The sequence below is a fragment of the Pseudonocardia oceani genome (assembly GCF_019263585.2).
Lineage (GTDB): Bacteria > Actinomycetota > Actinomycetes > Mycobacteriales > Pseudonocardiaceae > Pseudonocardia > Pseudonocardia oceani.
Genome location: NZ_JADQDF010000001.1, coordinates 4,254,497 through 4,275,573, shown reverse-complemented (window position 1 = coordinate 4,275,573; position 21,077 = coordinate 4,254,497). Strand labels below are relative to the sequence as shown.

Genomic DNA, 21,077 nt, shown 5'->3' with positions numbered 1-21,077 from the left:
GGTCAAGCAGGGTAGGCGATGCGGAGCACCGCGAGGACCAGCGAGAGCACCCCGAGCACCAGCGGCGGCACGAAGGCCTCCTTGCGCCGGACGTGCACGACGACCGCGCCGGCCATGACCAGCGCCAGGCCGATCGCGGCGACCGGCACCAGCCAGGTCGCGATGCCGGTGACGGCGGGCAGGACGAGCCCGATCGCACCGAGCACCTCGACGAGGCCGATGCCCTTCACGGCGGAGTCGGAGTAGTCCTCGGCGTAGCCCATGCCCGACGCCACGAGGGCGGGCCGCGGGCGGGCGAGCTTCATGCCGCCGGCACCCAGGAAGGCGAGGGCGAGGACGATCTGCAGGATCCAGGCGACGACGGTCACGGTGCGCTCCCAGCGCTCGTAGGGACTTGAGGTCTCAACAACTTAGCGCAGAAAGCATGAACGCTGAAGCAACGTCACCCGACCGTGACCGGTACCGCATGATGATCACGTGATCGCGATCCTGCTGGCGCTCGGCACCGCCCTCGCCTACGGCGTCGCGAACTACCTCGCGCCGGTGCTCGGCCGCCGCATGCCGCTCGCGGCCGTGGCGCTGGGCAGCCAGGTCGCCGGGCTCGCCGTCTCGGTGCTGCTGACGCTCGGCGCCGACCTGACGATGAGCGGCGCGGGCCTGGCGTACGCCGTCGCCGCCGGCGCGGCCAACTCCGGCGCGCTCGCCTGCTTCTACCGCGCGGGTCGCACCGGCAACCTCAGCGTGCTCTCCCCCGTCACGGCGAGCGGCGCGGTCGTGCCCGTCGTCGTGGGGCTGGTGGCCGGCGACCGCCCCGGCCCGTGGCAGCTCGTCGGCATCCCGGTGGTCCTCGCCGGCATCGTGCTGGCCGCCCGCCGCGGCGGCGCGAGCTCCGGTGGCCGCACCGACGGCCTCGGCTGGGCGCTGGCCGCGGCCGTCCTGTTCGGCACGTTCCTCGCCACCTACGCCGGCGCGGCCGCCGACTCCTCCCCCGGCGCGCTGGTGTGGTCGCGCGTGGCGCTCGTCGTCACGACCGGGGTGGGGATCGTGCTGCTGCGCGCGCCGGTGCGGGTGGGCCCGCGTGACGGTGCGCTGGTCCTCGTCCCGGGCCTGCTCCTGGCCCTGGGCACGTTCGCGTTCGGCGAGGCCACCCGGATCGGGCTGCTCAGCGTGGTCTCCCTGATCGCCACGCTGAACCCGGTCGTCACGGTCGTGCTCGCGTTCGTCCTGCTGCGCGAGCGGCCGTCCGGGCTGCAGCGGGCGGGCGCCGCCCTCGCGCTGGCCGGGATCGTGCTGCTCGCGTCGGGCTAGCTGCTGGTCGGGCTAGCTGCGCGCGTCGGGCCGGTTCAGAACGCCGGCCACGGGATCGCCGGGCCGTAGCCGGAAGGCTCCGGGTAGCGCGGCTCGGCGAGCAGGGCGTCGACGCGCGAGGACAGCGTGCGGACCTCCCGCCGGGTGACGTGCTCGCCCAGGACGTCGGCGAAGCTCCCGTCGAGCTCGGCGCGCAGCTTCTCCAGCGACTCGACGACGTCGCCGGGCAGCGGCTCGCCCACCCAGCCCCACAGGACCGTGCGCAGCTTGTCCTCGACGTGCAGCGTCAGGCCGTGGTCGACGCCGTAGAGGTGGCCGTCGGTGCCCGCGAGGACGTGGCCGCCCTTGCGGTCGGCGTTGTTGACGACGACGTCGAACGCCGCCATCCGCCGCAGCGCCGGGGTGTCGGCGTGCACGAGGACGGCGGGCTCACCGCGGTCGCCGCGGGCGCGCAGCACGCCGATCCAGCCGTCGGGGACCTTCTTCGGCGAGCAGACGTCGACGAGCGCGCGCTCGTCGTCGGTGTCGACCCAGGCCTGCACCATGCCCGGACCGAACGGGCCCTCGCGCAGCAGCGTCGGCGGCACCACGCGGAACCCGGCCGCCTCCGAGACGAGGTAGGAGCCGACCTCACGACCGGCGAGCGTGCCGTCCGGGAAGTCCCAGAGCGGGCGCTCGCCGCGGACCGGCTTGTAGACGCACTTCGCCTCGACCCCGTCGGCGCTGACCGTGCCGAACAGTGTGGCGTTGGAGGCGTCGACGAGGCGACCGGTGATCTCGATGCGGCCGTGGCGCAGCAGCTCCGGCACCGCCGGGTCGCGGGCCGAGGAGGAGGTTCCGGTCACCGAGGCGCGGCCTCAGTCGCCGGCGGGGGTGCGCTGGCGGTAGCCGTTGAGCCGCACGCAGACGTGACCCTCGGGGTCGAGGGACTCGGCGCACAGCGGGCACGGCGGGCGCCCGGCGGAGACGACCTTCTCGGCGCGGTCGGCGAACGCCTGCGCCTGGGTCGGGGAGAGGAACACGCGCAGCGCGTCGGGGCCCTCGTCGGTGTCGTCGAGCACGACCGACTCGTCGACCTCCTCCTCGCTCACCGCGAGGAGCTCGACCACGACCGACTTCGAGTCGGCGTCCCAGCCCAGGCCCATCGTGCCGACGCGGAACTCCTCCTCGAGGGGCACGGCCAGCGGGTCGAGGTCGGTGCCGTCGGCCGGGCCGGCGGGTCCGTCGTCGCCGAAGCGGCGGTTCACCTCCTCCAGGAGGGCGGCGATGCGCTCGGCGAGCACCGACACCTGCTGCTTCTCCAGGAGCACGCTGATCGTGCGCGAGTCCTCGATGGCCTGCAGGTAGAAGGAGCGGTCGCCGGGCTCGCCGACGGTCCCGGCGACGAAGCGCTCGGGCTGGCGGAAGACGTGGATGACGCGTGACATGGCTCCTCCAGAGTAGCCCCGCGCGCCGCGGACGGCACGCCGCGCGTCAGGTGGTGCCACCCACCACCGCGTCGGAGCTGCGGGCGGTGGTGCGGCGGCGGCGCTTGGGGGCCGGCGGGACGAGCCCGGCGACGTCCCCGCCGAGGTCGTTGACGCGCGCCACGAACGGCCGCGTCTCGGTGTAGTGCACGACGCTGATCGAGCAGGTGTCGACCATGATCCGCTGGAAGTTGTCGAGGTGCGTGGCCAGCGCGTCGGCCAGGACCGACTTGATGACGTCGCCGTGGCTGCACGCGAGCCAGACCGCCTGCGGGCCGTGCTCGGCCGCGATCCGTGCCCCGTGCCGGCGCACCGCGGCCACCGCGCGCGCCTGCATCGCCGCGAGGCCCTCGCCGTCGGGGAACACCGCGGCCGACGGGTGGCCCTGCACGACCTTCCAGAGCGGCTCCTTGCCGAGCTTCTTCAGCTCCGCGCCGGTCCAGGTGCCGTAGTCGACCTCGGCCAGGTCGGGCTCGGTGAGCGGGGTGAGCCCCCGGGCGGCCGCGAGCGGCGCCACGGTCTGCTCGCAGCGCAGCATGGGCGAGCAGACGATCTCGGCGATCGGCACGCCGTCGAGCCGGCCGACGACCTTCTCCGCCTGCCCGCGGCCGGTCTCGTCGAGCTCGACACCGGGGGTGCGGCCGGCCAGCACGCCGGTGGTGTTCGCCGAGGAGCGGCCGTGGCGCAGCAGGATCAGGGTGGTCACGGCTCGACCCTACGTGGCAGGGCGATCAGGTCGCCGGGCGATCAGGTCGCCGGGCGATCAGGTGGCCGCGAGGCGGCCGGTGCTCAGCGCCGCGAGCAGCAGCACCCCCAGACCCACGCGGTACCAGACGAACACGTAGACGCTGTGACCCTCGACGTAGCGCAGCAGCCAGGCGATCGTCGCGTAGCCGACGCCGAACGCGATCACGGTCGCCACGATCATCTGCAGGACGCTCGGGCCGTCGCCTGCGAACACGTCGGGCAGCTGGAACAGCCCCGCCGCGAACACCGACGGGATGGCCAGCAGGAACGAGTAGCGGACGATCGCAGGGCGCGTCATGCCCAGGAACAGGCCGGCGGTGATCGTGCCGCCGGAGCGCGAGACACCGGGGATCAGCGCCATGGCCTGCGCGAACCCGAGCAGGATCCCATCCTTCGGGGTGATCTTGCGCAGCTCGATCTGCTGGCGCCCGATGCGCTCGGCGAGCCCCAGCAGCAGGCCGAAGACGATCAGCGTGGTCGCCACCAGCCAGAGGTTGCGGCCCACGGTCTGGATCTGGTCCTCGAACAGCAGCCCGAGCACCGCGATCGGGATCGTGCCGATGATCACCAGCCAGGCGATCTTGTAGTCGTCGGTGATCCGCACCATCGGCGTCGAGAAGCCCCGCCACCACACCGCGACCAGCCGCCCGATGTCCTTGGCGAAGTAGACGACCACGGCGAGCTCCGTGCCGAGCTGCGTCACCGCGGTGAACGCGGCGCCCGCGTCGCGGCCGAAGAACACCTCGGAGGTGATCCGCAGGTGGGCGGACGAGGAGATCGGGAGGAACTCCGTCAGCCCCTGCACCAGTCCGAGTACGAGAACTTCGAGCCACGTCACGTCGAGCGACCGTACTGGGGTCCGTGATCGACCCCGCCGTAGGCTCCCCGCCGTGCAGAGGCGACGGGTGGGCAGCAGCGGGCTGGAGGTCTCCCGCATCGGCCTCGGCACGCTGACCTGGGGCGCCGACACCGACCTCGACGCCGCGACCGCGCAGCTCACGGCGTTCGTCGACGCCGGCGGCTCGCTGGTCGAGACCGCCGACGGCTACGGCGACGGCCTCGCGCAGGAGACGCTCGGCGCCGTGCTCGCCGCGTCGGTGCCGCGCGAATACCTCGTGATCGCCGGGCGCGCGACGCTGCCCGGCGGCCCGCTCGGTGACAGCGCCGCCCGCGGCGCCCTGCTCACGGGCCTGGACGCCACCCTCAAGCGCCTGGGCACCGACCACCTCGACCTCTGGCAGCTCCCGGCCTGGGACGCAGGAGTGCCGCTCGACGAGACGCTCTCGGCGGTGCAGGTGGCCGTGCTGTCGGGCAAGGCGCGCTACGCCGGGCTCGTCGCGCCGCGCGGCTGGCAGCTCGCCACGGTCGCCGAGCGGGGCCGGGCGCTCGGCGCGATCACGGTGCCGGTGTCGGCCCAGGTCGAGTACTCCCTGCTGGCCCGCGACGTCGAGGCGGAGCTCGTGCCGGCCGCGGTGCACCACGGCGTCGGGCTGCTGGCCTGGGCGCCGCTGGGGCGCGGCGTGCTCACCGGCAAGTACGCCGACGGCACCCCCGCCGACTCGCGCGGCGCCTCGGCCACGCTGGCCCCCTACGTCGAGGCGCGTCGCAACGAGCGCTCCGCGCGGATCGTGCAGGCCGTGCTCACCGCCGCCGACGGGCTGGGGACCTCGCCGCTGGCCGTCGCGCTGGCGTGGGTGCGCGACCTGCCCGGCGTCGCCTCGGCGGTGGTCGGGGCCCGCGACGCCGCGCAGCTCGCCGCGTCGATGGCCACGGAGTCGGTGACGCTGCCCGCGGAGATCCGCGCCGCGCTCGACGACGTGAGCACACCCGGCTGAACCGGTCCGGCCGCAGGGGGTCGCCGACGGACCTGGCACCGCGTCCGCGCCGCGCCTATCGTGTGGGGCCAGTCGCCGCTCGGTGCGGCGCGACGAACTGCGGAGGTGCCGGTGGCCCGGAGCACGACCACCACCGACGTCGAGGGGGACGCGGTCGACGGGGAGTGGGAGTACCGCCCGATCGACATCCCCGGGGACGTCTCCCGGGTGACGGCGGCGGTGCGGCTCGCGATCCAGGCGGAGTTCGGCGGCTGGGAGCTGTCCCGCGTCCGGCTCTACCCCGGCGGCGTGCGCAAGGCGACGCTGCGCCGCAAGCGCAGCAACCGGATGCTGCCCGAGATCTCCTTCTAGGCCGGCACCCCGTCCGGGACCAGCACGACCTTGCCCGTCGTTCCGCGCGAGCCCAGCAGCCGCAGCGCCTCGGGCGCCTGGTCCAGCGGCAGCTCCGCGCTCACCAGCGGATCGATGGCGCGGCGCGCCCACAGGTCCTCGATGACGCCCTGCCACTCGTCGATCCGCTCCGGGGCCATCGTGCGGTAGAAGCCCCAGTGCACGCCCACGACCTCGTAGTTCTTGACCAGGACGTGGTTGGTGGGGGCGTCGGCGATCCGCCCGCCGGCGAAGCCGATGACGAGGATCCGGCCCTCGAACGCGACGACCCGGCGCGAGAGGTCGAAGATGTCGCCGCCGACCGGGTCGAAGACCACGTCGGCCCCGCGGCCCCCGGTCAGCTCCTTGACGCGCGCGACGAGGTCCTCCGAGGCGTAGTCGACGACCTCGTCGGCCCCCAGCCCGCGCACGACCTCGCACTTCGCCGGCCCGCCCGCCGTGCCGATGACGCGGGCGCCCAGCGCCTTACCGATCTGCACCGCCGCGCTGCCGACGCCGCCGGCCGCGGCGTGCACGAGCAGGGTCTCCCCCGCCCGCAGCCGCCCGCGCTGCACCAGCGCGCACACGCCCGTCTGGTAGGTGACGAACAGCCCGGCCGCCTGCCCCGCCGTCATGCCCTCGGGCCACGCCATGGTCGAGGCGGCGTCGAGGACGGCCAGCTCGGCGTAGCCGCCGCGGCCGACCGGCGGGGTGCCCAGCACGCGGTCGCCGACCGCGGCTCGCGCCCCCTCCCCCGCCGCGACGACCTCGCCCGCGATCTCCAGGCCCGGCGTGAACGGCAGCTCCGGGCGCTCCTGGTACTTCCCCCGGCAGACGAGGATGTCGGGGAAGTTGCAGGCCACGGCGTGCACGCGCACGAGCACCTGCCCGGGCCCGGGCTCCGGGTCGGGCAGCTCGCCGAACTCCAGCACGTCCGACGGGTCGCCCAGGCGGGCGACCTGCCAGCCCCTCACCGGTGGTCCTCCCACGTGACGGCGGGCGGCGCGCCGGCGCCCTTGGGCCCGGGCACCCCGCGGAAGCCGTAGGGGGCGGGCTCGCGGCCGGGCTGGACGAACCAGCACTCGCCGGCCTCGGCGCGGTCGAGGATCGCCTCCACGGCGTCGGCGACGTCGTCGGCGGTGAGCAGCGGGAAGTCGCCGAACTGGTCCTTCGCGTGGGCGATCAGCGGGGTGTCGGCGAAGCCCGGGCACAGCGCGGCGACGCGGATGCCCTCGCCGACCAGCGTGGGCGCGACCGACCGGACGTAGCCGACGACGGCGTGCTTGGTGAGCGTGTAGATCGGGTCGCCGGGCATCGGCACCAGGCCGGCCAGCGACGACGTCGCGATGATCGTGCCGCCGCCGCTGCGCCGCAGGGCGGGCACCGCGGCGGCGAGGCCGAACACCACGTGGTCGACGTTGACGCCCATGATCTTGCGGTAGGCCTCGACGTCGAGGTGCTCGATCCCGGACTGGCCCGCGGTGGTGCCCGCGTTGAGGAAGGCGATGTCGAGGCCGCCGAAGTGGTCCTCCACCTCCTCGACGACGCGGTGGATCACGTCCGGGTCGGTGACGTCGGCGGGCACGGCGAGCCCCCCGATCTCGTCGACGAGCTCGCGGGCGCGCGCCTCGTCGCGGTCGACCACCGCCACCCCGACGCCGGCCGCGGTGAGCCGCCGCGCCACCGCCGCCCCGATGCCCGACGCGCCGCCGGTGACCAGCGCGCTCTTGCCGTTGAGATCCATCACGAGTTCCTCAGGAAGGTGTCGAGTACGCGGGTGCCGAACTCGAGCGCGTCGACCGGGACGCGCTCGTCGATGCCGTGGAACAGCGACGCGAAGTCGAGGTCCGGGGGCAGTCGCAGCGGGGCGAAGCCGAAGCAGGCCATGCCCAGCTCGGCGAACGCCTTGGCGTCGGTGCCGCCGGAGAGCATGTACGGGACCGTCTCGGCCGTGGGGTCCTCGGTGCGCAGCGCGGCGGCCATCGCGTCGGTGAGCGGGCCGCCGAACGGGGTCTCGACGGGCGGCAGGTCGGTGACCCAGCTGCGGGTGACGTGCGGGCCCAGCAGCTCGTCGACCTCCCGCAGGAACGCCTCCTGGCGCCCCGGCAGCACCCGGCAGTCGACGACCGCCTCGGCCGTGGACGGGATGACGTTGGCCTTGTAGCCGGCGGTGAGCATCGTGGGGTTGGCCGTGTCGCGGATGGTGGCGCCGACGATCCGCGAGAGCGGCCCGAGCTTGGCCAGCGAGCCCTCCAGGTCGTCCTCCGGGAACTCCAGGCCGGTGAGCTCGCTCATCCGCTCCAGGAACTGCCGGACGGTGTCGGTGATCGTCAGCGGGAACGTGTGGTTGCCCAGCCGTGCGACGGCCTCCGCGACGTGGGTGACCGCGTTGTCGTCGTGCAGGAACGAGCCGTGCCCCGGCTTGCCCCGCGCGTGCAGCCGCATCCAGGCGATGCCCTTCTCGGCGGCCTCGATGAGGTAGACGCGGCGGTCCTCGGCGAGGGTGAGCGAGAACCCGCCGACCTCGCCGACGGCCTCGGTGCAGCCCTCGAACAGGTCGGGCCGGTGCTTCGTCAGCCAGTGCGCGCCGTACGCGCCGCCCGCCTCCTCGTCGGCGAGGAACGCGAACACGATGTCGCGCGGGGGCACCACGCCCTCGCGCTTGAAGCGGCGGGCGACGGCGATCGTCATCGCCACCATGTCCTTCATGTCGACCGCGCCCCGGCCCCACACGTAGCCGTCCTGCACGGCCCCGGAGAAGGGGTGGACCGACCACTCCGACGGCTCGGCGGGCACGACGTCGAGGTGGCCGTGGACCAGCAGCGCGCCGCGCGAGGGGTCGGCCCCGGGCAGGCGGCAGAACACGTTGTCGCGCCGCGGGGCCCCGGACTCGACCATCTCGGTCTCGAAGCCGACCTCGGCGAGCTTCGCCGCGACGTACTCGGCGGCCTCGCGCTCCCCGGTGACGGTGTCGGGATCGCCGGTGTTGGTGGTGTCGATCCGGATGAGGTCGGAACAGAGCTCGACGACCTCGTCGACGGCGGAGTTGGTCACGCGGCCTTCCTACCACCGCACCCCGACCGCCCACCCCACCCGCACCTCGGCCGTACCCTTGCCGGCATGGCCCGGCTGCTCGTGGTGGAGGACGACGAGACCATCGGCTCGGTGCTGGACTCCAGCCTGCGGGCCCACGGCCACGAGGTGTCCTGGACGCGCACCGGCCGCGGCGCGCTGGCCGAGGCCGCCGGGCACGATCCCGACCTGGTGCTGCTCGACCTCGGGCTCCCCGACCTCGACGGCGTCGAGGTCTGCCGCCGCCTGCGCGTGCAGCTGCCCGGCGCCGTCCTCGTGGTGCTGACCGCGCGGACCGACGAGATGGACGTCGTCGTCGGTCTGGAGGCGGGCGCCGACGACTACCTCACCAAGCCCCTGCGCCTCGACGAGCTCCGCGCCCGGGTCCGCGCGCACCTGCGCCGCGGCGGGCCGGCGTCGTCGTCGCGCGGCACCGTCGAGCTGGGCGCGCTGTTCCTCGACCTCGCGGGGCGGCGCGTCACCGTCGCGGGCGAGGAGGTGTCGTTGCGCGCCAAGGAGTTCGACCTGCTCGCGCGCCTCGCCGCCGACGCCGGGCACGCCGTCAGCCGGGAGACGCTGATGTGCGACGTGTGGGACGTCAACTGGTTCGGCTCGACGAAGACGCTCGACATGCACATCGCGGCACTGCGGCGGCGCCTGGGCGCGACCGGGGCGGAGGGGCTGCCGGAGATCGTCACGCTGCGCGGGCACGGCTACAGGCTGGACCCGCCGGTCTAGCCGGAATGCATTCCCGGCGCTATTCTTGTGAATGCAGGCAGAAAACGATTCCACCGTTCTACACCTTCAGGATAACACCGCCGCCGGGGCCTCCTACGAGCGGGAGCGCGACGCCGAGACGGCCGTGCTCCACCGGCTGCACGCGCTGCTCGCCGCCGAGACGGCCGCCGCCTCCGACCGCGCCCGCGGCGTCCTGGCCGAGCGCGCGGGCGGTGAGCTCAGCGCGCGCTGGGAGCGCGATGTGTCGGCGCACCGCTGGTCGGAGCGGGTGTCGGCGCTGCGCGCGGCCCGCTCGGGGCTGTGCTTCGGGCGGCTCGACCACACCGACGGCGCGACGAGCTACGTCGGGCGCACGGGGCTCACCGACCCGGACGGCACCGACTCCGACGGCACCGACAGCGCGCTGCTCGACTGGCGCGCGCCCGCGGCCCGCCCGTTCTACTGCGCGACGCTGGCGACGCCGCTCGGGGTCGTCCGGCGCCGCCACTTCGAGATCGCCGGGACCGCGCCCGCCGAACGGGTGGCCGACTTCCACGACGACGTGCTCGACAGCCACACCGACACCGGTTCGGCGTCCGACCCGGCGCTGCTCGCCGCGCTCCGGGCGCCGCGCGGGTCGACCATGCGCGACATCGTCACCACGATCCAGGCCGAGCAGGACGAGATCATCCGGCTGCCGCTGCCCGGCGTCGTGGTGATCGAGGGCGGGCCGGGCACCGGCAAGACCGCGGTGGCGCTGCACCGCGTCGCCTACCTCCTCTACACCCACCGCGAGCGGTTGGCCCGCAGCGGCGTGCTCGTCGTCGGTCCCAGCGCGGGGTTCGTCTCCTACGTCGGGGGCGTGCTGCCCGCGCTGGGCGAGTCGGCGGTGGTGTTCACGACGCCCGGCCGGCTCGCGCACGGCGTCGTCGCCACCGCGCTCGACCCCGAGGAGGTGGCGCGCACGAAGGGGTCGCTCGCGATGCTGGAGGTCCTGCGCCGCGCCGTCGCCGACCGCCAGGAGCTGCCGGCGTCGCCGATCACGATCGAGCTCGACGACGTCATCGTCGAGGTCGACCGTGCGACCGCGGCGCAGGCCCGCAGCCGGGCCCGCGACACGGGGGCGGTCCATCACGCCGCCCGCGCGGCGTTCCGGGACGCGCTCGGCGCCCTCCTCGTGGGCCAGGGCGTCGAGCGGCTGGGCGCGGACCTGGAGGACCCGCCCGAGATCGCGGCGATCCTGCGCGAACTGGAGCAGGGCGAGCTGGGCGAGGAGGTCGGTCCGTCGGGCGCCGCGCAGGTCACGGAGGAGCTGCGCCGGGAGCTGCGCGACGACCTGCGCCGCGACTCCGGCTTCCACGACGCGGTCGAGCGGCTCTGGCCGGTGCTGACGCCGGAGCGGGTGCTCGACGACCTGCTCTCCTCACCGGAGCGGCTGGCCTCCGCGGGGGCCGATCCCGCGCTGCTGCGGTCCGTGGGAGCGGCGTGGACCGTCGCCGACGCCCCGCTGCTCGACGAGCTGGCCGAGCTGCTCGGGCCCCCGCCGGCGCCGCCCGCGGCGAGCACCGACGACGCCGAGCGCGCCTACGCCGCGGAGGTGCTCGCCATCCTGGAGTCGGCCGATCGCGACCTCGCCGGCGAGGACCCCGACGAGCTGCGCCCCACCGACTTCGTCACCGCCGACGTCCTCGCGGCCCGGCAGGTGCCCGGGCGGCTCGCCGGGGTCGCCGAGCGCGCCGCGGGCGACCGGGAGTGGCGCTACGGCCACCTCGTCGTCGACGAGGCGCAGGAGCTCTCCGCGATGGACTGGCACGTGCTGCTGCGCCGCTGCCCGACGCGCTCGGTCACCGCGGTCGGCGACCTGGCCCAGCGCAGCGCCCCCGCCGGCGCCGGCACGTGGGCCGAGGTGCTCGCCCCGGTGCTCGGCGACCGCTGGGCCCGGCGCTCGCTCACCGTCAACTACCGGACGCCCGCCGAGATCATGGCGCTCGCCGCGGCGGTGCTGGCGCAGTACGCGCCGGAGCACCGGCCGCCCGCGTCGGTGCGGGAGACCGGGGAGCAGCCCTGGGAGCGGACGGTGCCGGCCGACGGCCTCGCGGCGGCGGTCGCCGCGGCCGTCGACGAGGAGGGGGCAAGGTTGGGGCCCCGTGACCGGCGCCGGGGCACGCTGGCCGTGATCGCCCCCGACCCGGCCGCACTCCCCCCGCTGCCGATCCCGGTGCACACGCCCGTCTCGGCGAAGGGGCTGGAGTTCGACGTCGTCGTCCTCGTCGACCCCGAGCGGATCCGCGCGCACCACCCGGCCGACCTCTACGTGTCGATCACCCGCGCCACCCGGCGGCTGGGGATCCTCCGGGTGGAGCAGCCCGGCAGCGGGCGGTAGCCGGAGCCGGGGCGCGGGCTGGGCCGGGCGGGCGAGAGTTGGGGCTGCGGTGGGCGTCGGTTGCCCGTGCGTTGACCGTGGGTGAGCGAGCCTGGGCCCATGACCGTCACCCGGCTCGCGTCCCGCCCGGCGGCCCGGGGAGCAGCGCTGCCCCGGCTGATCGTGCTGCACCCCAACGACGGGTCGCTGACGATCGCGCGCGTCCTCGCCCGCCGCGGGGTCGCGGTGCACCTGCTGACGAGCCCGGCGTTCGCGCACGCGCTGCGGTCGCGTGCCGTGACCGGGACGGTGCTGCCCGATCCCGCGGTCGACCCGGAGCGGTGGACGAGCGAGCTGCGGCGCCTGGCCGACGACGGCGGCGGCGTCCTGCTCTCGGCCTCCGACGCGGCCACGAAGTACCTGTGCGAGCACCGCGCCGCGATCCCCGCCGCGCTGCGCTCGTTCGAGACCGCCGACGGCGCCCACCTCGGGCTGATGGACAAGCACCGCCTCTACGAGCTCGCCGCCGAGGCCGGGGTGCGGACGCCGTGGATGCACCACGTGTCCAGCCGCGACGAGCTCGACGCCGTGCACGGCGCGCTCACCTACCCCTGCATCCTCAAGGCCACCCTCGGTCACCTCGCGCGGAAGAAGGCGGGCTTCGGCACCACCCGCCTCGACTCGGCGGCGGAGCTGGAGGAGAAGGCCGGCGTCCTGCTCGGCCTGGGGCTCGACGTCGTGCTCACCGAGCTCGTTCCCGGCCCGGAGACGGCGCTCGAGGGCTCGGTGCTGGTGCGGACGGCGTCGGGCGAGGTGGCGCTGCGCTACGGTCGGCGCAAGATCCGGCAGTGGCCCGTCGACTACGGGGTCGGCTCCATGCTGGAGTCGTTCGACGTCCCCGAGGCGCACGCGCACCACCTGCGGCTGCTGGAGCACACCGGGTTCGTCGGCATCGCCTCGTGCGAGATGAAGCGCCACGCCGTCACCGGTGAGCTGTTCCTCATCGAGGTCAACGTGCGCATCCCCGGCAACTTCGGGCTGGCGCAGGCCTGCGGGGCCGACGGGCCGTGGCGCCTCTACGCCTCGCTGGTCGGGCTGCCGCTGGACGCCCAGCCGCGCCCGGTGCCCGGCCGCAAGGTCTGGCTGCCCGAGGAGGACCTGCGGACCGTCCGCTTCCGCCTGCAGCACGACCTCACCACCGTGCCCGATGTGCTGCGGACGTTCCACGGCGTCCGCGACGCGGGGGTGCTGTCGGTGCGCGATCCGCTCCCCGGCCTGACGTGGGCGGCCGAGCTCGCCACCCGCCGCCCGCGGCGCCTGGTCCGGGAGGCGCTGGCCCGCTCCTCGCGCCCGTGGCGGCGCTGACCCATCATGGGTCGATGCGACACCGGATCGTCGTGCTGGCGGTCGTCGCCGCGCTCCTGACCATCGCCCTGTTCGGCGGCCCGCTGGCCGCCGTGATGGCGAAGTACATGCTGGGCGCGGAGCACTCGGAGCTCGACAAGGCCACCGACACCCTCGGCCTGTCGCTCACCGCCGAGTTCGCCCGCGGACGGGTGCCCGGCGCGCTGCCCCCCGTCGACGGCGTCACCTTCACCCTCTACGACTCCACCGGCGCCCGGCTCGTCGGCGACGGCCCGGTCGTCGCCGAGGGGCCCGTGCGGGAGGTGCTGGAGGGCGAGGGCATCGTCGACGGCGACAGCGCCGGGCAGTTCCTCGTCGCCGTGCCGCTCTACGACGGCGACCGCGTCGTCGGCGCGCTGCGCGGTGCGGCCCCGCAGGCGCCGACCTACCTGCGGATCGCGCTCGCGCTCGCGCTGATGGCGGCGGGCGGGCTCGTGGCCGTAGGAGCCGTCTGGCTGGTGTCGCGGCGCCTGGCCGCCCGCCTCGCGGGGCCCCTGGAAGACCTGGCCGCCGCCGCGCGCACCGTCGGCGCGGGCGACTTCACCGCCACCGCACCGACGTCGCGGATCCCGGAGATCGACGAGGTGGGGACCGCGCTCAACGGCGCCGCCGCCCGGATCGGCGGGCTCGTCGCCCGCGAGCGTGCCTTCTCCGCCGACGCGTCCCACCAGCTGCGCACCCCGCTGGCGGGGCTACGGCTCGGGCTGGAGGCCGCGCTGGACACCCCGGGGCAGAACCTGCACACCGTCGTCGTCACCGCGATGGCCGGGGCCGACCGCCTCGAGCGCACCATCGACGACCTGCTCTCCCTGACCCGCGACACCGACCGCCCGGGCGAGGCCCTCGACCTCGACGCCCTGCTCGACGGCGTGCGTCGCGAGTGGACCGGCCCGCTGGCCGCGGCCGGCCGCACCCTCGCCGTCACCGCGCCCGCCGACCCGCCGGTCGCCGCCGCCTCCACCGCCGCCCTGCGCCAGGTGCTGGGCGTCCTGCTCGACAACGCGGTGCGCCACGGCGGCGGCGCGGTCACCGTCGCCGTCCGCGACGCGGGCGACGCGCTGGCCGTCGACGTCACCGACGAGGGCCCGGGCGTCACCGGATCGGAGCAGGAGCTGTTCACCCGGCGCTCCGAGGTGGCCGACGGCCACGGCATCGGGCTGGCGCTGGCCCGCAGCCTCGCCGAGGCCGAGGGCGGGCGCCTGCTGCTCGCCGGACGCCGCCCCGCGCGGTTCAGCGTGCTCGTCCCGCTCGCACCGGTCCCCGCACGCACCCCCTGAGGGCCGTCGGTTATTGTCTTCCCAGTGCGCGGCCCCGGCCGCGAACGGTCCGAGTGGCGGAATGGCAGACGCGCTAGCTTGAGGTGCTAGTGCCCTTCAACGGGCGTGGGGGTTCAAGTCCCCCCTCGGACACCCACATCACGAGCACCATCCCCTCGCCGGGCACCACCGGGTGGGTCACTCCCCCGAGGATCCCCGGTTGCGACGGGTTCGCCGCGCCTGAGGCCGTGGTCCACCCCGCTACGCCGTCATCACGATGCGCGCGCGGGGCGGCGGGACCCTCGCCGTGGCCGACCCACCAGCCGCTACCTGATCATCGGCCAGGACGGCGACAGCCCGTGGGTCAGCGTCTACGCCTCGAACGAGTTCACCGAGTCCGGCTGCGTCCGGGCCGGGCTCGACAGCAGCGTCACGGCCGTCCATCCCCAACGAGGGGGGCTGACCGCTCACAGCGGCACGACCAGGCGTGCCTTCCCCTGCTCGGCCGCGTAGCCCAACGTGTACCAGGTACCGCCGCCGCCCGACTCGTCGCCGCGCGGGAAGCCGATGACCAGCTCCGCGTGGTCGACCATCCACCGGTTGCGGGCGTGGTAGGCGGCCTTCCCGAGCAGCGTGGCCCCCATCTCGACGACGTCGGCGAGGCGTTCCTCGCCGCGCAGGCGGTCGATGACCTCGATCGACCCGGCCGGCTGGTCGACGATCCGGCACGGCACGACGACGGTCAGCGCGGCCCCGGTGCCCGCCGCCAGCCACTGCAGGGCGGCGGTGTCCACGCCGGGCGCACCGCCGACGTAGAAGTGGGCCGAGGCGTCGGCGAAGGGGCGGAGGTAGGCCTCGAAGGCATCCGCCAGGCCGTCGACGGGGGCGTCGCCGATGCTGCGGGTGCCGGTGATCGCCACGCTGCGTTCCACTCGGGCTCGCTCCTCGGGGTCGGGGGTGAGAGCGGGTGCGTCTCGCCGCCGAACGTACCGCCCCCCGGACGTCAGGAAAGCCACGTTCCTGCAACCCGGTTGCGTGAACGTGGCTTTCTTACAAGTCCGCAGAGGGGGGGTGATCGGGAACCGGTCCGCGTCAGGCCGGCACCGGCCGCAGCAGCAACCGGCGCGCCGCCACCCCCGCCGCGAGCAGGGCCGTTCCCCCCGCCACCACGAACGCCCAGGGCACGCCCGCCACCTCGCAGACCCAGCCCAGCAGCGGGGCGCCGATCGGGGTGGTGCCGAGGAACAGCAGGCTGTGCAGCGCCATGACCCGGCCCTGCATCTCCGGCGCGCTGTGCAGCTGCAGCAGGGTGCGGGCGAGGGTGTTGAACAGGATGTTGGCGACGCCGACCGCGAGCAGCGCCGCCAGCGCGACGGTGAGCTGCCCGGCCAGGGCCGCCACCAGGTTCACCACACCGAACACCAGCGTCCAGGCGAGCAGCCCGCGGCCCGTCACCCGCTCGCTCGATGCGGCCCCGAACGCTCCGAGCACGGCTCCCAGGCCCATCGCGGCCGTCAGCCAGCCGTAGGTGGCCGCGTCGCCGCCGAGCACCTCGGTCGCCATGACCGGCAGGACCACCCGGAAGTTCTGGCCGAAGACCCCGACCACCGCCACCAGGAACAGGGCGGCGCGCAGCTCGCGGTGCCGCCACGCGTAGCGCAGCCCCTCGCGCGCCTGGCCCGGGCCACGGGCGACGCGGGTGGTGCGGTGCAGCGCCGCGCGGTCGATCCGGGCCAGGCCCACGAGCACGGCGACGAACGAGACGGCGTTGACGGCGAAGGCCGGCCCGGCGCCCGCCGCCGCGATGACGAGACCGGCGACGGCGGGGCCGATGAGCCGGCCCGAGTTGTGGATCGTGGAGTTCAGGGCCTGCGCGTTGACGTAGTCGGCCGGGGGCACGAGGTCGGTGATGAACGCCTGGCGCGCCGGCCCGTCGACGACGGTGACCAGCCCGAGCAGCGCTGCCATGACGAACACGAGCCCGAGCGAGGTGGCGCCGAGCAGCGTCGAGACCGCCAGGACCGCGGCCAGCACCCCGCTCGCGACCTGTGTGCCGACGATGAGCTTCCACCGGTCGAACCGGTCGACCAGCACCCCACCCCACATGCCGAACAGCAGGACCGGGAGGAACTGCAGCGCGGTGGCCGTGCCGATGGCGACGGGGCTGCCGGTCAGCTCCAGGACCAGCCAGTCCTGGGCGATGCGCTGCATCCAGGTGCCGATGATGCTCACGGCGTGCCCGCCGATGAAGCGGCGGTAGTTGGGGTGCTTCAGTGACCGGACGGTCCGGGCGAGGAACCGCGGGCGCGGCGGGACGGGCTCGGGCACCTCGCTCCCGCTCATCGGCCTGACGGTAATCCGACCGCAGCGAGCTCCCCATCCACGGCAGTAGCTGCAGGAAAGCCACGTTCCTGCAACCTGACGGCGGGAACGTGGCTTTCCTGCAACTCCGAGGGGTCCGTCAGAGCCGCTCGATGATCGTGGCGTTCGCCGTGCCGCCCGCCTCGCACATGGTCTGCAGGCCGTAGCGCCCGCCCGTGCGCTCCAACACCCCGAGCAGGGTGGTGGTCAGCCGCGCCCCGCTGGCCCCCAGCGGGTGGCCGATGGCGATCGCGCCGCCGTCGACGTTCACCTTCGCCGGGTCGGCTCCGGTCTCGGCCAGCCAGCTCAGCACGACCGAGGAGAAGGCTTCGTTGACCTCGAACGCGTCGATGTCGTCGACCGTCAGGCCTGCGCGGGCCAGGGCCTTCGCCGTGGCCGGGATGATGCCGGTCAGCATGAGCACCGGGTCGTCGCCGACCACGGTCGTGGTGTGGATGCGGGCGCGCGGGCGCCAGCCCCGCTGCTGCGCGATCTCCGAGGTCGTGACGACGAGCGCCGCGGACCCGTCGTTGATCGGGCTGGAGTTGCCCGCGGTGACCTTCCAGTCGAGGTCGCCGAACCGCTCGGTCCAGCGCTCGTCGGCGAAGGCGGGCTTGAGCCCGGCGAGGATCTCCGGGGTGGTGCCGGGGCGGACGGTCTCGTCGCGCTCGAGGCGGGTGACCGAGCCGTCGGCGTGCGTGACGTCGAGCGACGCGACCTGGCCCGCGAAGTGGCCCTGCTCCCACGCCCGCGCCGCGCGCCGGTGGCTCTGCGCGGCGAACTCGTCGAGCTGCTCGCGGGAGATGCCCCACTTCCGCGCGATCAGCTCGGCGCTGACGCCCTGCGGGATGAGCCCGCCCTCGTGGATCCGCGCGATCGACGGGCCGTGGACGTCGGCGCGGACGCCGTCGACGACCGCGGAACTGCCGATCGGCACGTGGCTCATCGACTCGACGCCCGAGGCGACGACGATGTCGTAGGCCCCGGCGAGCACTCCCTGCGCCGCGAAGGACAGCGCCTGCTGGCTGCTGCCGCACTGCCGGTCGACGGTCGTGGCCGGCACCGACTCCGGGAAGCCGGCGGCCAGCGCGGCGAAGCGGGTGGTGTTGCCGCTCTGCTCGCCGACCTGGCCGACCGCGCCGCCGATGACGTCGTCGATCTCGGCCGGGTCGAGGCCGGGCAGGCGCTCCACGGCGCTGCGCAGCGCGTGGGCGTGCAGCTCGACGGGATGGACGTCGGCGTACGCCCCGCCGGCGCGCCCCTTGCCGACCGGCGTCCGGACGGCCTCCACGATCACCGCGTCCCGCATGGTGCCTCCTCGGATCAGTTGTTCAGCGCAACCCAGTCTGCGTTGCGATGAGGAACTGAGCAAGGAGCGATGGCGCACGTCACGTCCGGGCGACGGTTCCGCTCGGGGAGCGTATGGGCGCGGAGCGCGGGGGTACCTCGCGTCCACTGTGCAGTTCCCGTCGTCGAAAGGCGGACCGATGTCCTCCTCCGAACAAACCCGCTCCACCACCACCCGCCACCCCGTGCAGACCGCCGCGCTCGCCGTGGGCGTCGTGTTCCTGCTGGTCGGCATCCTGGGGTTCGTCCCCGGCATCACGACCAACTACGACCAGCTGTCGTTCGCGGGCCACGGCTCCGGCGCACTGCTGCTCGGCGTGTTCGCCGTGTCGGTCCTGCACAACCTCGTGCACCTGGCCTTCGGCGTCGCCGGGCTCGCGCTGGCCCGCACCGCCGCCGGCGCCCGTGGCTACCTCATCGGCGGCGGGATCGTCTACGCGGTGCTGTGGCTCTACGGCCTGCTGATCGACCACGGCAGCGACGCCAACTTCGTACCCGTCAACGACGCGGACAACTGGCTGCACCTGGCCCTGGCCGTCGGCATGATCGCGCTCGGCGTGCTGCTCGGCCGCACCGTGGCGTCCCACCGACGCCCCTGAGCCTCCCGCCGCGCCCCCTTGCAGCAAGGCCACCTTCACGCAACGAATCGTCCTGAAGGTGGCCTTGCTGCAACTCTGCGGGAGGGGAGGGGCGAGCGGCGCACGGCGGACATGCGGCTCCGGTAACCAGAAAAATGGGTGTTGCAGGCCAGGAAAGCTCTAGTTATCATTGCAGGTATCGGAGCGGGGGAACCGCTCCGGGCGCATCGCTCACAGAGTCGACACGGAAGGAGTGGCCGCGATGCTCATGCGTACCGACCCGTTCCGGGAGATGGACCGCCTCGCCCAGCACGTCCTCGGGGGTGCCACGGGGACCTGGTCCCGTCCCACCGCCATGCCGATGGACGCCTACCGGGCGGGCGACGAGTTCGTGGTCGCGTTCGACCTGCCGGGCGTCGATCCCACCGCGGTCGAGCTCGACGTCGAGCGCAACGTGCTCACGGTGAAGGCGGAGCGCCGCCCCGCCGCCACGGGCGAGCACGTGGAGATGCAGGTGGCCGAGCGGCCGCTGGGCGTGTTCTCGCGGCAGCTGTTCCTCGGCGACGCCCTGGACGCCGACCACATCCGAGCCTCCTACGAGGCCGGCGTGCTGACGCTGCGGATCCCGGTCGCGGAGCGGGCGAAGCCGCGCCGGATCACGATCGAGCAGGCCGACGGCGACCGCAAGGAGATCAGCGCCTGACACCCCTCCCCTGACGACGACGAGCCCCGCCGGAGGTCCGGCGGGGCTCGTCGCGTCTCGCCCCGCTCCGCAGCCCGGCGCTACTCCCCGGCCTGCTCGGAGGCCTCGGCCTCGAGCTCCGCGATGCGCGTGCGGGCGCGGCCGAGCTCGTCCTCCAGGCCCGTGACGCGGACGGCCGCCTCCAGCGTCAGACCCTCGTCGAGCAGCGCCCGCATCCGGGCGACCAGCTCGAGCTGGTTGCGCGAGTACCGGCGGTGGCCGCCGCCGGAGCGGCCCGGGATGAGCACCCCGGCGGCGTCGAGGCTGCGCAGGAACGCGGGCTGCACACCCAGCAGCTCCGCGGCCTGCCCCATCGTGAGCGCCGGGAAGTCCTGGTCGTCGAGCCGGGCCAGGCCCTGCGGCTCCGTCTGCCCGTCCGTCGTGCGCCTCCCTCGTCGTGTCCTGCGCGTCATCTGCGTGGCGCCGTGCCCGCACGTCGAGCGGGGCCCGGCCTGACGGCCGGGCCCCGCTGTCGTCTCACCGTTCTGATCGATGATCGCGAATCCGTCCGGCTACCAGACGATCACCTCCGGGTCGTCGACGCCTCTGCCGTCCCTGCGGCACCGGTGCCCTCGTACGGTTACTCGGATAGTGCACCGCGGGCGAGAGGTTCTGTCAACCCCCGACCGCAGATGACCTCAGTCGCGGCGGCGGCCGGTCGTGCCGGCGTCGTCGACCTCGATCTCCTCCTTGCGGACCTCGCCGCCGACGGTCTCGGTGTCGCGCACCGTCTCGGTGCCCACCTTGACGCGCTCCACGGGCACGGCCTCCTTGTCCACCACGGGACGCTCGGCGTGCAGGGTGACCTCGTGCTCCTCCTCGGAGATGGCCGGCCCGTCCATCGCCGCACCCGCGTTGGCCTCGGTGACGGGCTCGCGCTCCACCCGGACCTCCTCGTGCGAGACCGGTACCTGCACCTGCTGGTGCTCGGTCACGACGTGCTTGCGGAGCCGGGCCCGGCCCGCCTCCTGGCTCTCCGTGCCGACCCGGAGCTGCTCCTCGGAGCGGGTCATCGCGTTGTCGGTGGTGGGGCCGGAGGTGTCGTGGCCGACGGTCCCGGTGCCGTCGGTGTCCGTCCCGTGGCCGATGCCGGTCCGGTGACCGGTGCCGCCGTAGTCGAGTCCGTAGTGGCGGTAGAGCTGCTCCTCCTCCTCGACCGAGAGGTGGCCGTCCTCGGCGATGTTCGGGGCGTCCTTGATGGTCGCCTTGTCGTAGGCGACGGTGACGCGGTCACCGGAGGCATCAGCGCCCTGCACCGGCACGAAGTTCTCGTTCGTGCCGAACAGACCCGTGTTCACGGTGACCCACTTCGGATCGGTCGTCTCGTCGTCGTAGTAGACCTGCCCGATCTTGCCGAGCTTGTCGCCGTCGCGGTCGTAGGCGGTCGATCCGACGAGGTCGCGGAGCTGGTCCTGGGTGATCACAGCGGTGCATCTCCTTCTGCTCGCTTCGCGAGCCGGTGTCGTCGTCCGGCAGGGGTGCCCGGACGAGGGCGTACTCGTCACGGGGGCGG

General features: G+C 74.4%; 22 protein-coding genes and 1 tRNA gene. 10 read left to right on the top strand and 13 right to left on the bottom strand.

Annotated elements, in window-relative coordinates; all coding sequences use genetic code 11:
- Positions 1-2: 2 nt before the first annotated feature.
- On the bottom strand, positions 3-368 hold the full coding sequence (locus I4I82_RS21495; protein ID WP_218592109.1) for a DoxX family protein: 366 nt from the start codon (positions 366-368) through the stop codon (positions 3-5).
- Positions 369-477: 109 nt separating this feature from the next.
- On the opposite strand from I4I82_RS21495, the gene I4I82_RS21490 reads away from it, so the two are divergent.
- Complete coding sequence (locus I4I82_RS21490) at positions 478-1,308, top strand: EamA family transporter (RefSeq protein WP_218592110.1); 831 nt, start codon at positions 478-480, stop codon at positions 1,306-1,308.
- 35 nt (positions 1,309-1,343) lie between these two features.
- Here the strand turns inward: I4I82_RS21490 and I4I82_RS21485 are convergent, their stop codons facing one another.
- The 4 genes from I4I82_RS21485 to I4I82_RS21470 are packed head-to-tail and all read right to left on the bottom strand — an operon-like array spanning position 1,344 to position 4,359.
- A complete protein-coding gene (locus I4I82_RS21485; protein WP_218592111.1) occupies positions 1,344-2,153 on the bottom strand; it encodes an SCO1664 family protein in 810 nt (269 codons plus the stop codon).
- Between the two features lie 12 nt (positions 2,154-2,165).
- The gene (locus I4I82_RS21480) at positions 2,166-2,735 is read right to left on the bottom strand and encodes a DUF3090 domain-containing protein (RefSeq protein WP_218592112.1); all 570 of its coding nucleotides are present in this window, start codon (positions 2,733-2,735) and stop codon (positions 2,166-2,168) included.
- Between the two features lie 46 nt (positions 2,736-2,781).
- Positions 2,782-3,480 carry a histidine phosphatase family protein gene (locus tag I4I82_RS21475; RefSeq protein ID WP_218592113.1) on the bottom strand — a complete coding sequence of 233 codons (699 nt, stop codon included), beginning with the start codon at positions 3,478-3,480 and terminating at the stop codon, positions 2,782-2,784.
- 57 nt (positions 3,481-3,537) lie between these two features.
- Entirely contained in the window at positions 3,538-4,359 is an 822-nt protein-coding gene (locus tag I4I82_RS21470) for an undecaprenyl-diphosphate phosphatase (protein ID WP_218592114.1), read from the bottom strand.
- 52 nt (positions 4,360-4,411) lie between these two features.
- On the opposite strand from I4I82_RS21470, the gene I4I82_RS21465 reads away from it, so the two are divergent.
- Complete coding sequence (locus I4I82_RS21465) at positions 4,412-5,356, top strand: aldo/keto reductase (protein WP_218592115.1); 945 nt, start codon at positions 4,412-4,414, stop codon at positions 5,354-5,356.
- Positions 5,357-5,467: 111 nt separating this feature from the next.
- Positions 5,468-5,707 carry a DUF5703 family protein gene (locus tag I4I82_RS21460; RefSeq protein WP_218592116.1) on the top strand — a complete coding sequence of 80 codons (240 nt, stop codon included), beginning with the start codon at positions 5,468-5,470 and terminating at the stop codon, positions 5,705-5,707.
- On the opposite strand, the gene I4I82_RS21455 is transcribed toward I4I82_RS21460, so the two are convergent.
- From I4I82_RS21455 to I4I82_RS21445, 3 genes are read right to left on the bottom strand one after another with little or no spacing between them, the layout of a single operon-like run.
- Entirely contained in the window at positions 5,704-6,699 is a 996-nt protein-coding gene (locus I4I82_RS21455; RefSeq protein WP_218592117.1) for an NADPH:quinone oxidoreductase family protein, read from the bottom strand. The two genes, I4I82_RS21460 and I4I82_RS21455, sit on opposite strands and share 4 nt — an antisense overlap.
- On the bottom strand, positions 6,696-7,469 hold the full coding sequence (locus tag I4I82_RS21450) for an SDR family oxidoreductase (RefSeq protein ID WP_218592118.1): 774 nt from the start codon (positions 7,467-7,469) through the stop codon (positions 6,696-6,698). Before I4I82_RS21450 ends, I4I82_RS21455 begins: the two co-directional genes overlap by 4 nt.
- Positions 7,469-8,779 carry a M20/M25/M40 family metallo-hydrolase gene (locus I4I82_RS21445; protein ID WP_218595965.1) on the bottom strand — a complete coding sequence of 437 codons (1,311 nt, stop codon included), beginning with the start codon at positions 8,777-8,779 and terminating at the stop codon, positions 7,469-7,471. The genes I4I82_RS21450 and I4I82_RS21445 overlap by 1 nt, the downstream gene beginning before the upstream one ends.
- Before the next feature lie 66 nt (positions 8,780-8,845).
- Here I4I82_RS21445 and I4I82_RS21440 point away from each other — a divergent pair, with 66 nt between their 5' ends.
- The 5 genes from I4I82_RS21440 to I4I82_RS21420 all read left to right on the top strand — a co-directional run bounded on the left by I4I82_RS21440 (position 8,846) and on the right by I4I82_RS21420 (position 14,689).
- A complete protein-coding gene (locus I4I82_RS21440; protein WP_218595964.1) occupies positions 8,846-9,535 on the top strand; it encodes a response regulator transcription factor in 690 nt (229 codons plus the stop codon).
- 31 nt (positions 9,536-9,566) lie between these two features.
- Complete coding sequence (locus tag I4I82_RS21435; protein WP_225920641.1) at positions 9,567-11,897, top strand: UvrD-helicase domain-containing protein; 2,331 nt, start codon at positions 9,567-9,569, stop codon at positions 11,895-11,897.
- A gap of 99 nt (positions 11,898-11,996) precedes the next feature.
- The gene (locus I4I82_RS21430) at positions 11,997-13,241 is read left to right on the top strand and encodes a carboxylate--amine ligase (RefSeq protein WP_218595963.1); all 1,245 of its coding nucleotides are present in this window, start codon (positions 11,997-11,999) and stop codon (positions 13,239-13,241) included.
- A 14-nt stretch (positions 13,242-13,255) separates the two neighbouring features.
- Entirely contained in the window at positions 13,256-14,557 is a 1,302-nt protein-coding gene (locus I4I82_RS21425) for a sensor histidine kinase (protein ID WP_218592780.1), read from the top strand.
- Between the two features lie 47 nt (positions 14,558-14,604).
- Positions 14,605-14,689: transfer RNA gene (locus I4I82_RS21420), tRNA-Leu, on the top strand.
- A gap of 314 nt (positions 14,690-15,003) precedes the next feature.
- Here the strand turns inward: I4I82_RS21420 and I4I82_RS21415 are convergent.
- From I4I82_RS21415 to I4I82_RS21405, 3 genes are all read right to left on the bottom strand, one after another.
- Positions 15,004-15,468 (bottom strand): hypothetical protein, encoded by a 465-nt coding sequence (locus I4I82_RS21415; RefSeq protein ID WP_218592196.1) that lies wholly within the window; start codon positions 15,466-15,468, stop codon positions 15,004-15,006.
- A gap of 160 nt (positions 15,469-15,628) precedes the next feature.
- Positions 15,629-16,879, bottom strand: a complete 1,251-nt coding sequence (locus I4I82_RS21410) for an MFS transporter (protein WP_218595962.1) — start codon at positions 16,877-16,879, stop codon at positions 15,629-15,631.
- A gap of 118 nt (positions 16,880-16,997) precedes the next feature.
- The gene (locus tag I4I82_RS21405) at positions 16,998-18,206 is read right to left on the bottom strand and encodes a thiolase family protein (protein ID WP_218593769.1); all 1,209 of its coding nucleotides are present in this window, start codon (positions 18,204-18,206) and stop codon (positions 16,998-17,000) included.
- Positions 18,207-18,384: 178 nt separating this feature from the next.
- Between I4I82_RS21405 and I4I82_RS21400 the strand changes: the two genes are divergently transcribed.
- Positions 18,385-18,843, top strand: coding sequence for a DUF4383 domain-containing protein (locus tag I4I82_RS21400; protein ID WP_218593768.1), 459 nt, complete (start codon positions 18,385-18,387; stop codon positions 18,841-18,843).
- A gap of 241 nt (positions 18,844-19,084) precedes the next feature.
- On the top strand, positions 19,085-19,525 hold the full coding sequence (locus I4I82_RS21395) for an Hsp20/alpha crystallin family protein (protein ID WP_218593767.1): 441 nt from the start codon (positions 19,085-19,087) through the stop codon (positions 19,523-19,525).
- Between the two features lie 80 nt (positions 19,526-19,605).
- Here I4I82_RS21395 and I4I82_RS21390 read toward each other — a convergent pair whose 3' ends face one another.
- Together I4I82_RS21390 and I4I82_RS21385 are read right to left on the bottom strand one after the other, a co-directional pair.
- Complete coding sequence (locus I4I82_RS21390; protein WP_218593766.1) at positions 19,606-19,977, bottom strand: helix-turn-helix domain-containing protein; 372 nt, start codon at positions 19,975-19,977, stop codon at positions 19,606-19,608.
- 225 nt (positions 19,978-20,202) lie between these two features.
- Positions 20,203-20,988 (bottom strand): DUF2382 domain-containing protein, encoded by a 786-nt coding sequence (locus I4I82_RS21385; protein WP_226370176.1) that lies wholly within the window; start codon positions 20,986-20,988, stop codon positions 20,203-20,205.
- Between the last annotated feature and the right edge of the window lie 89 nt (positions 20,989-21,077).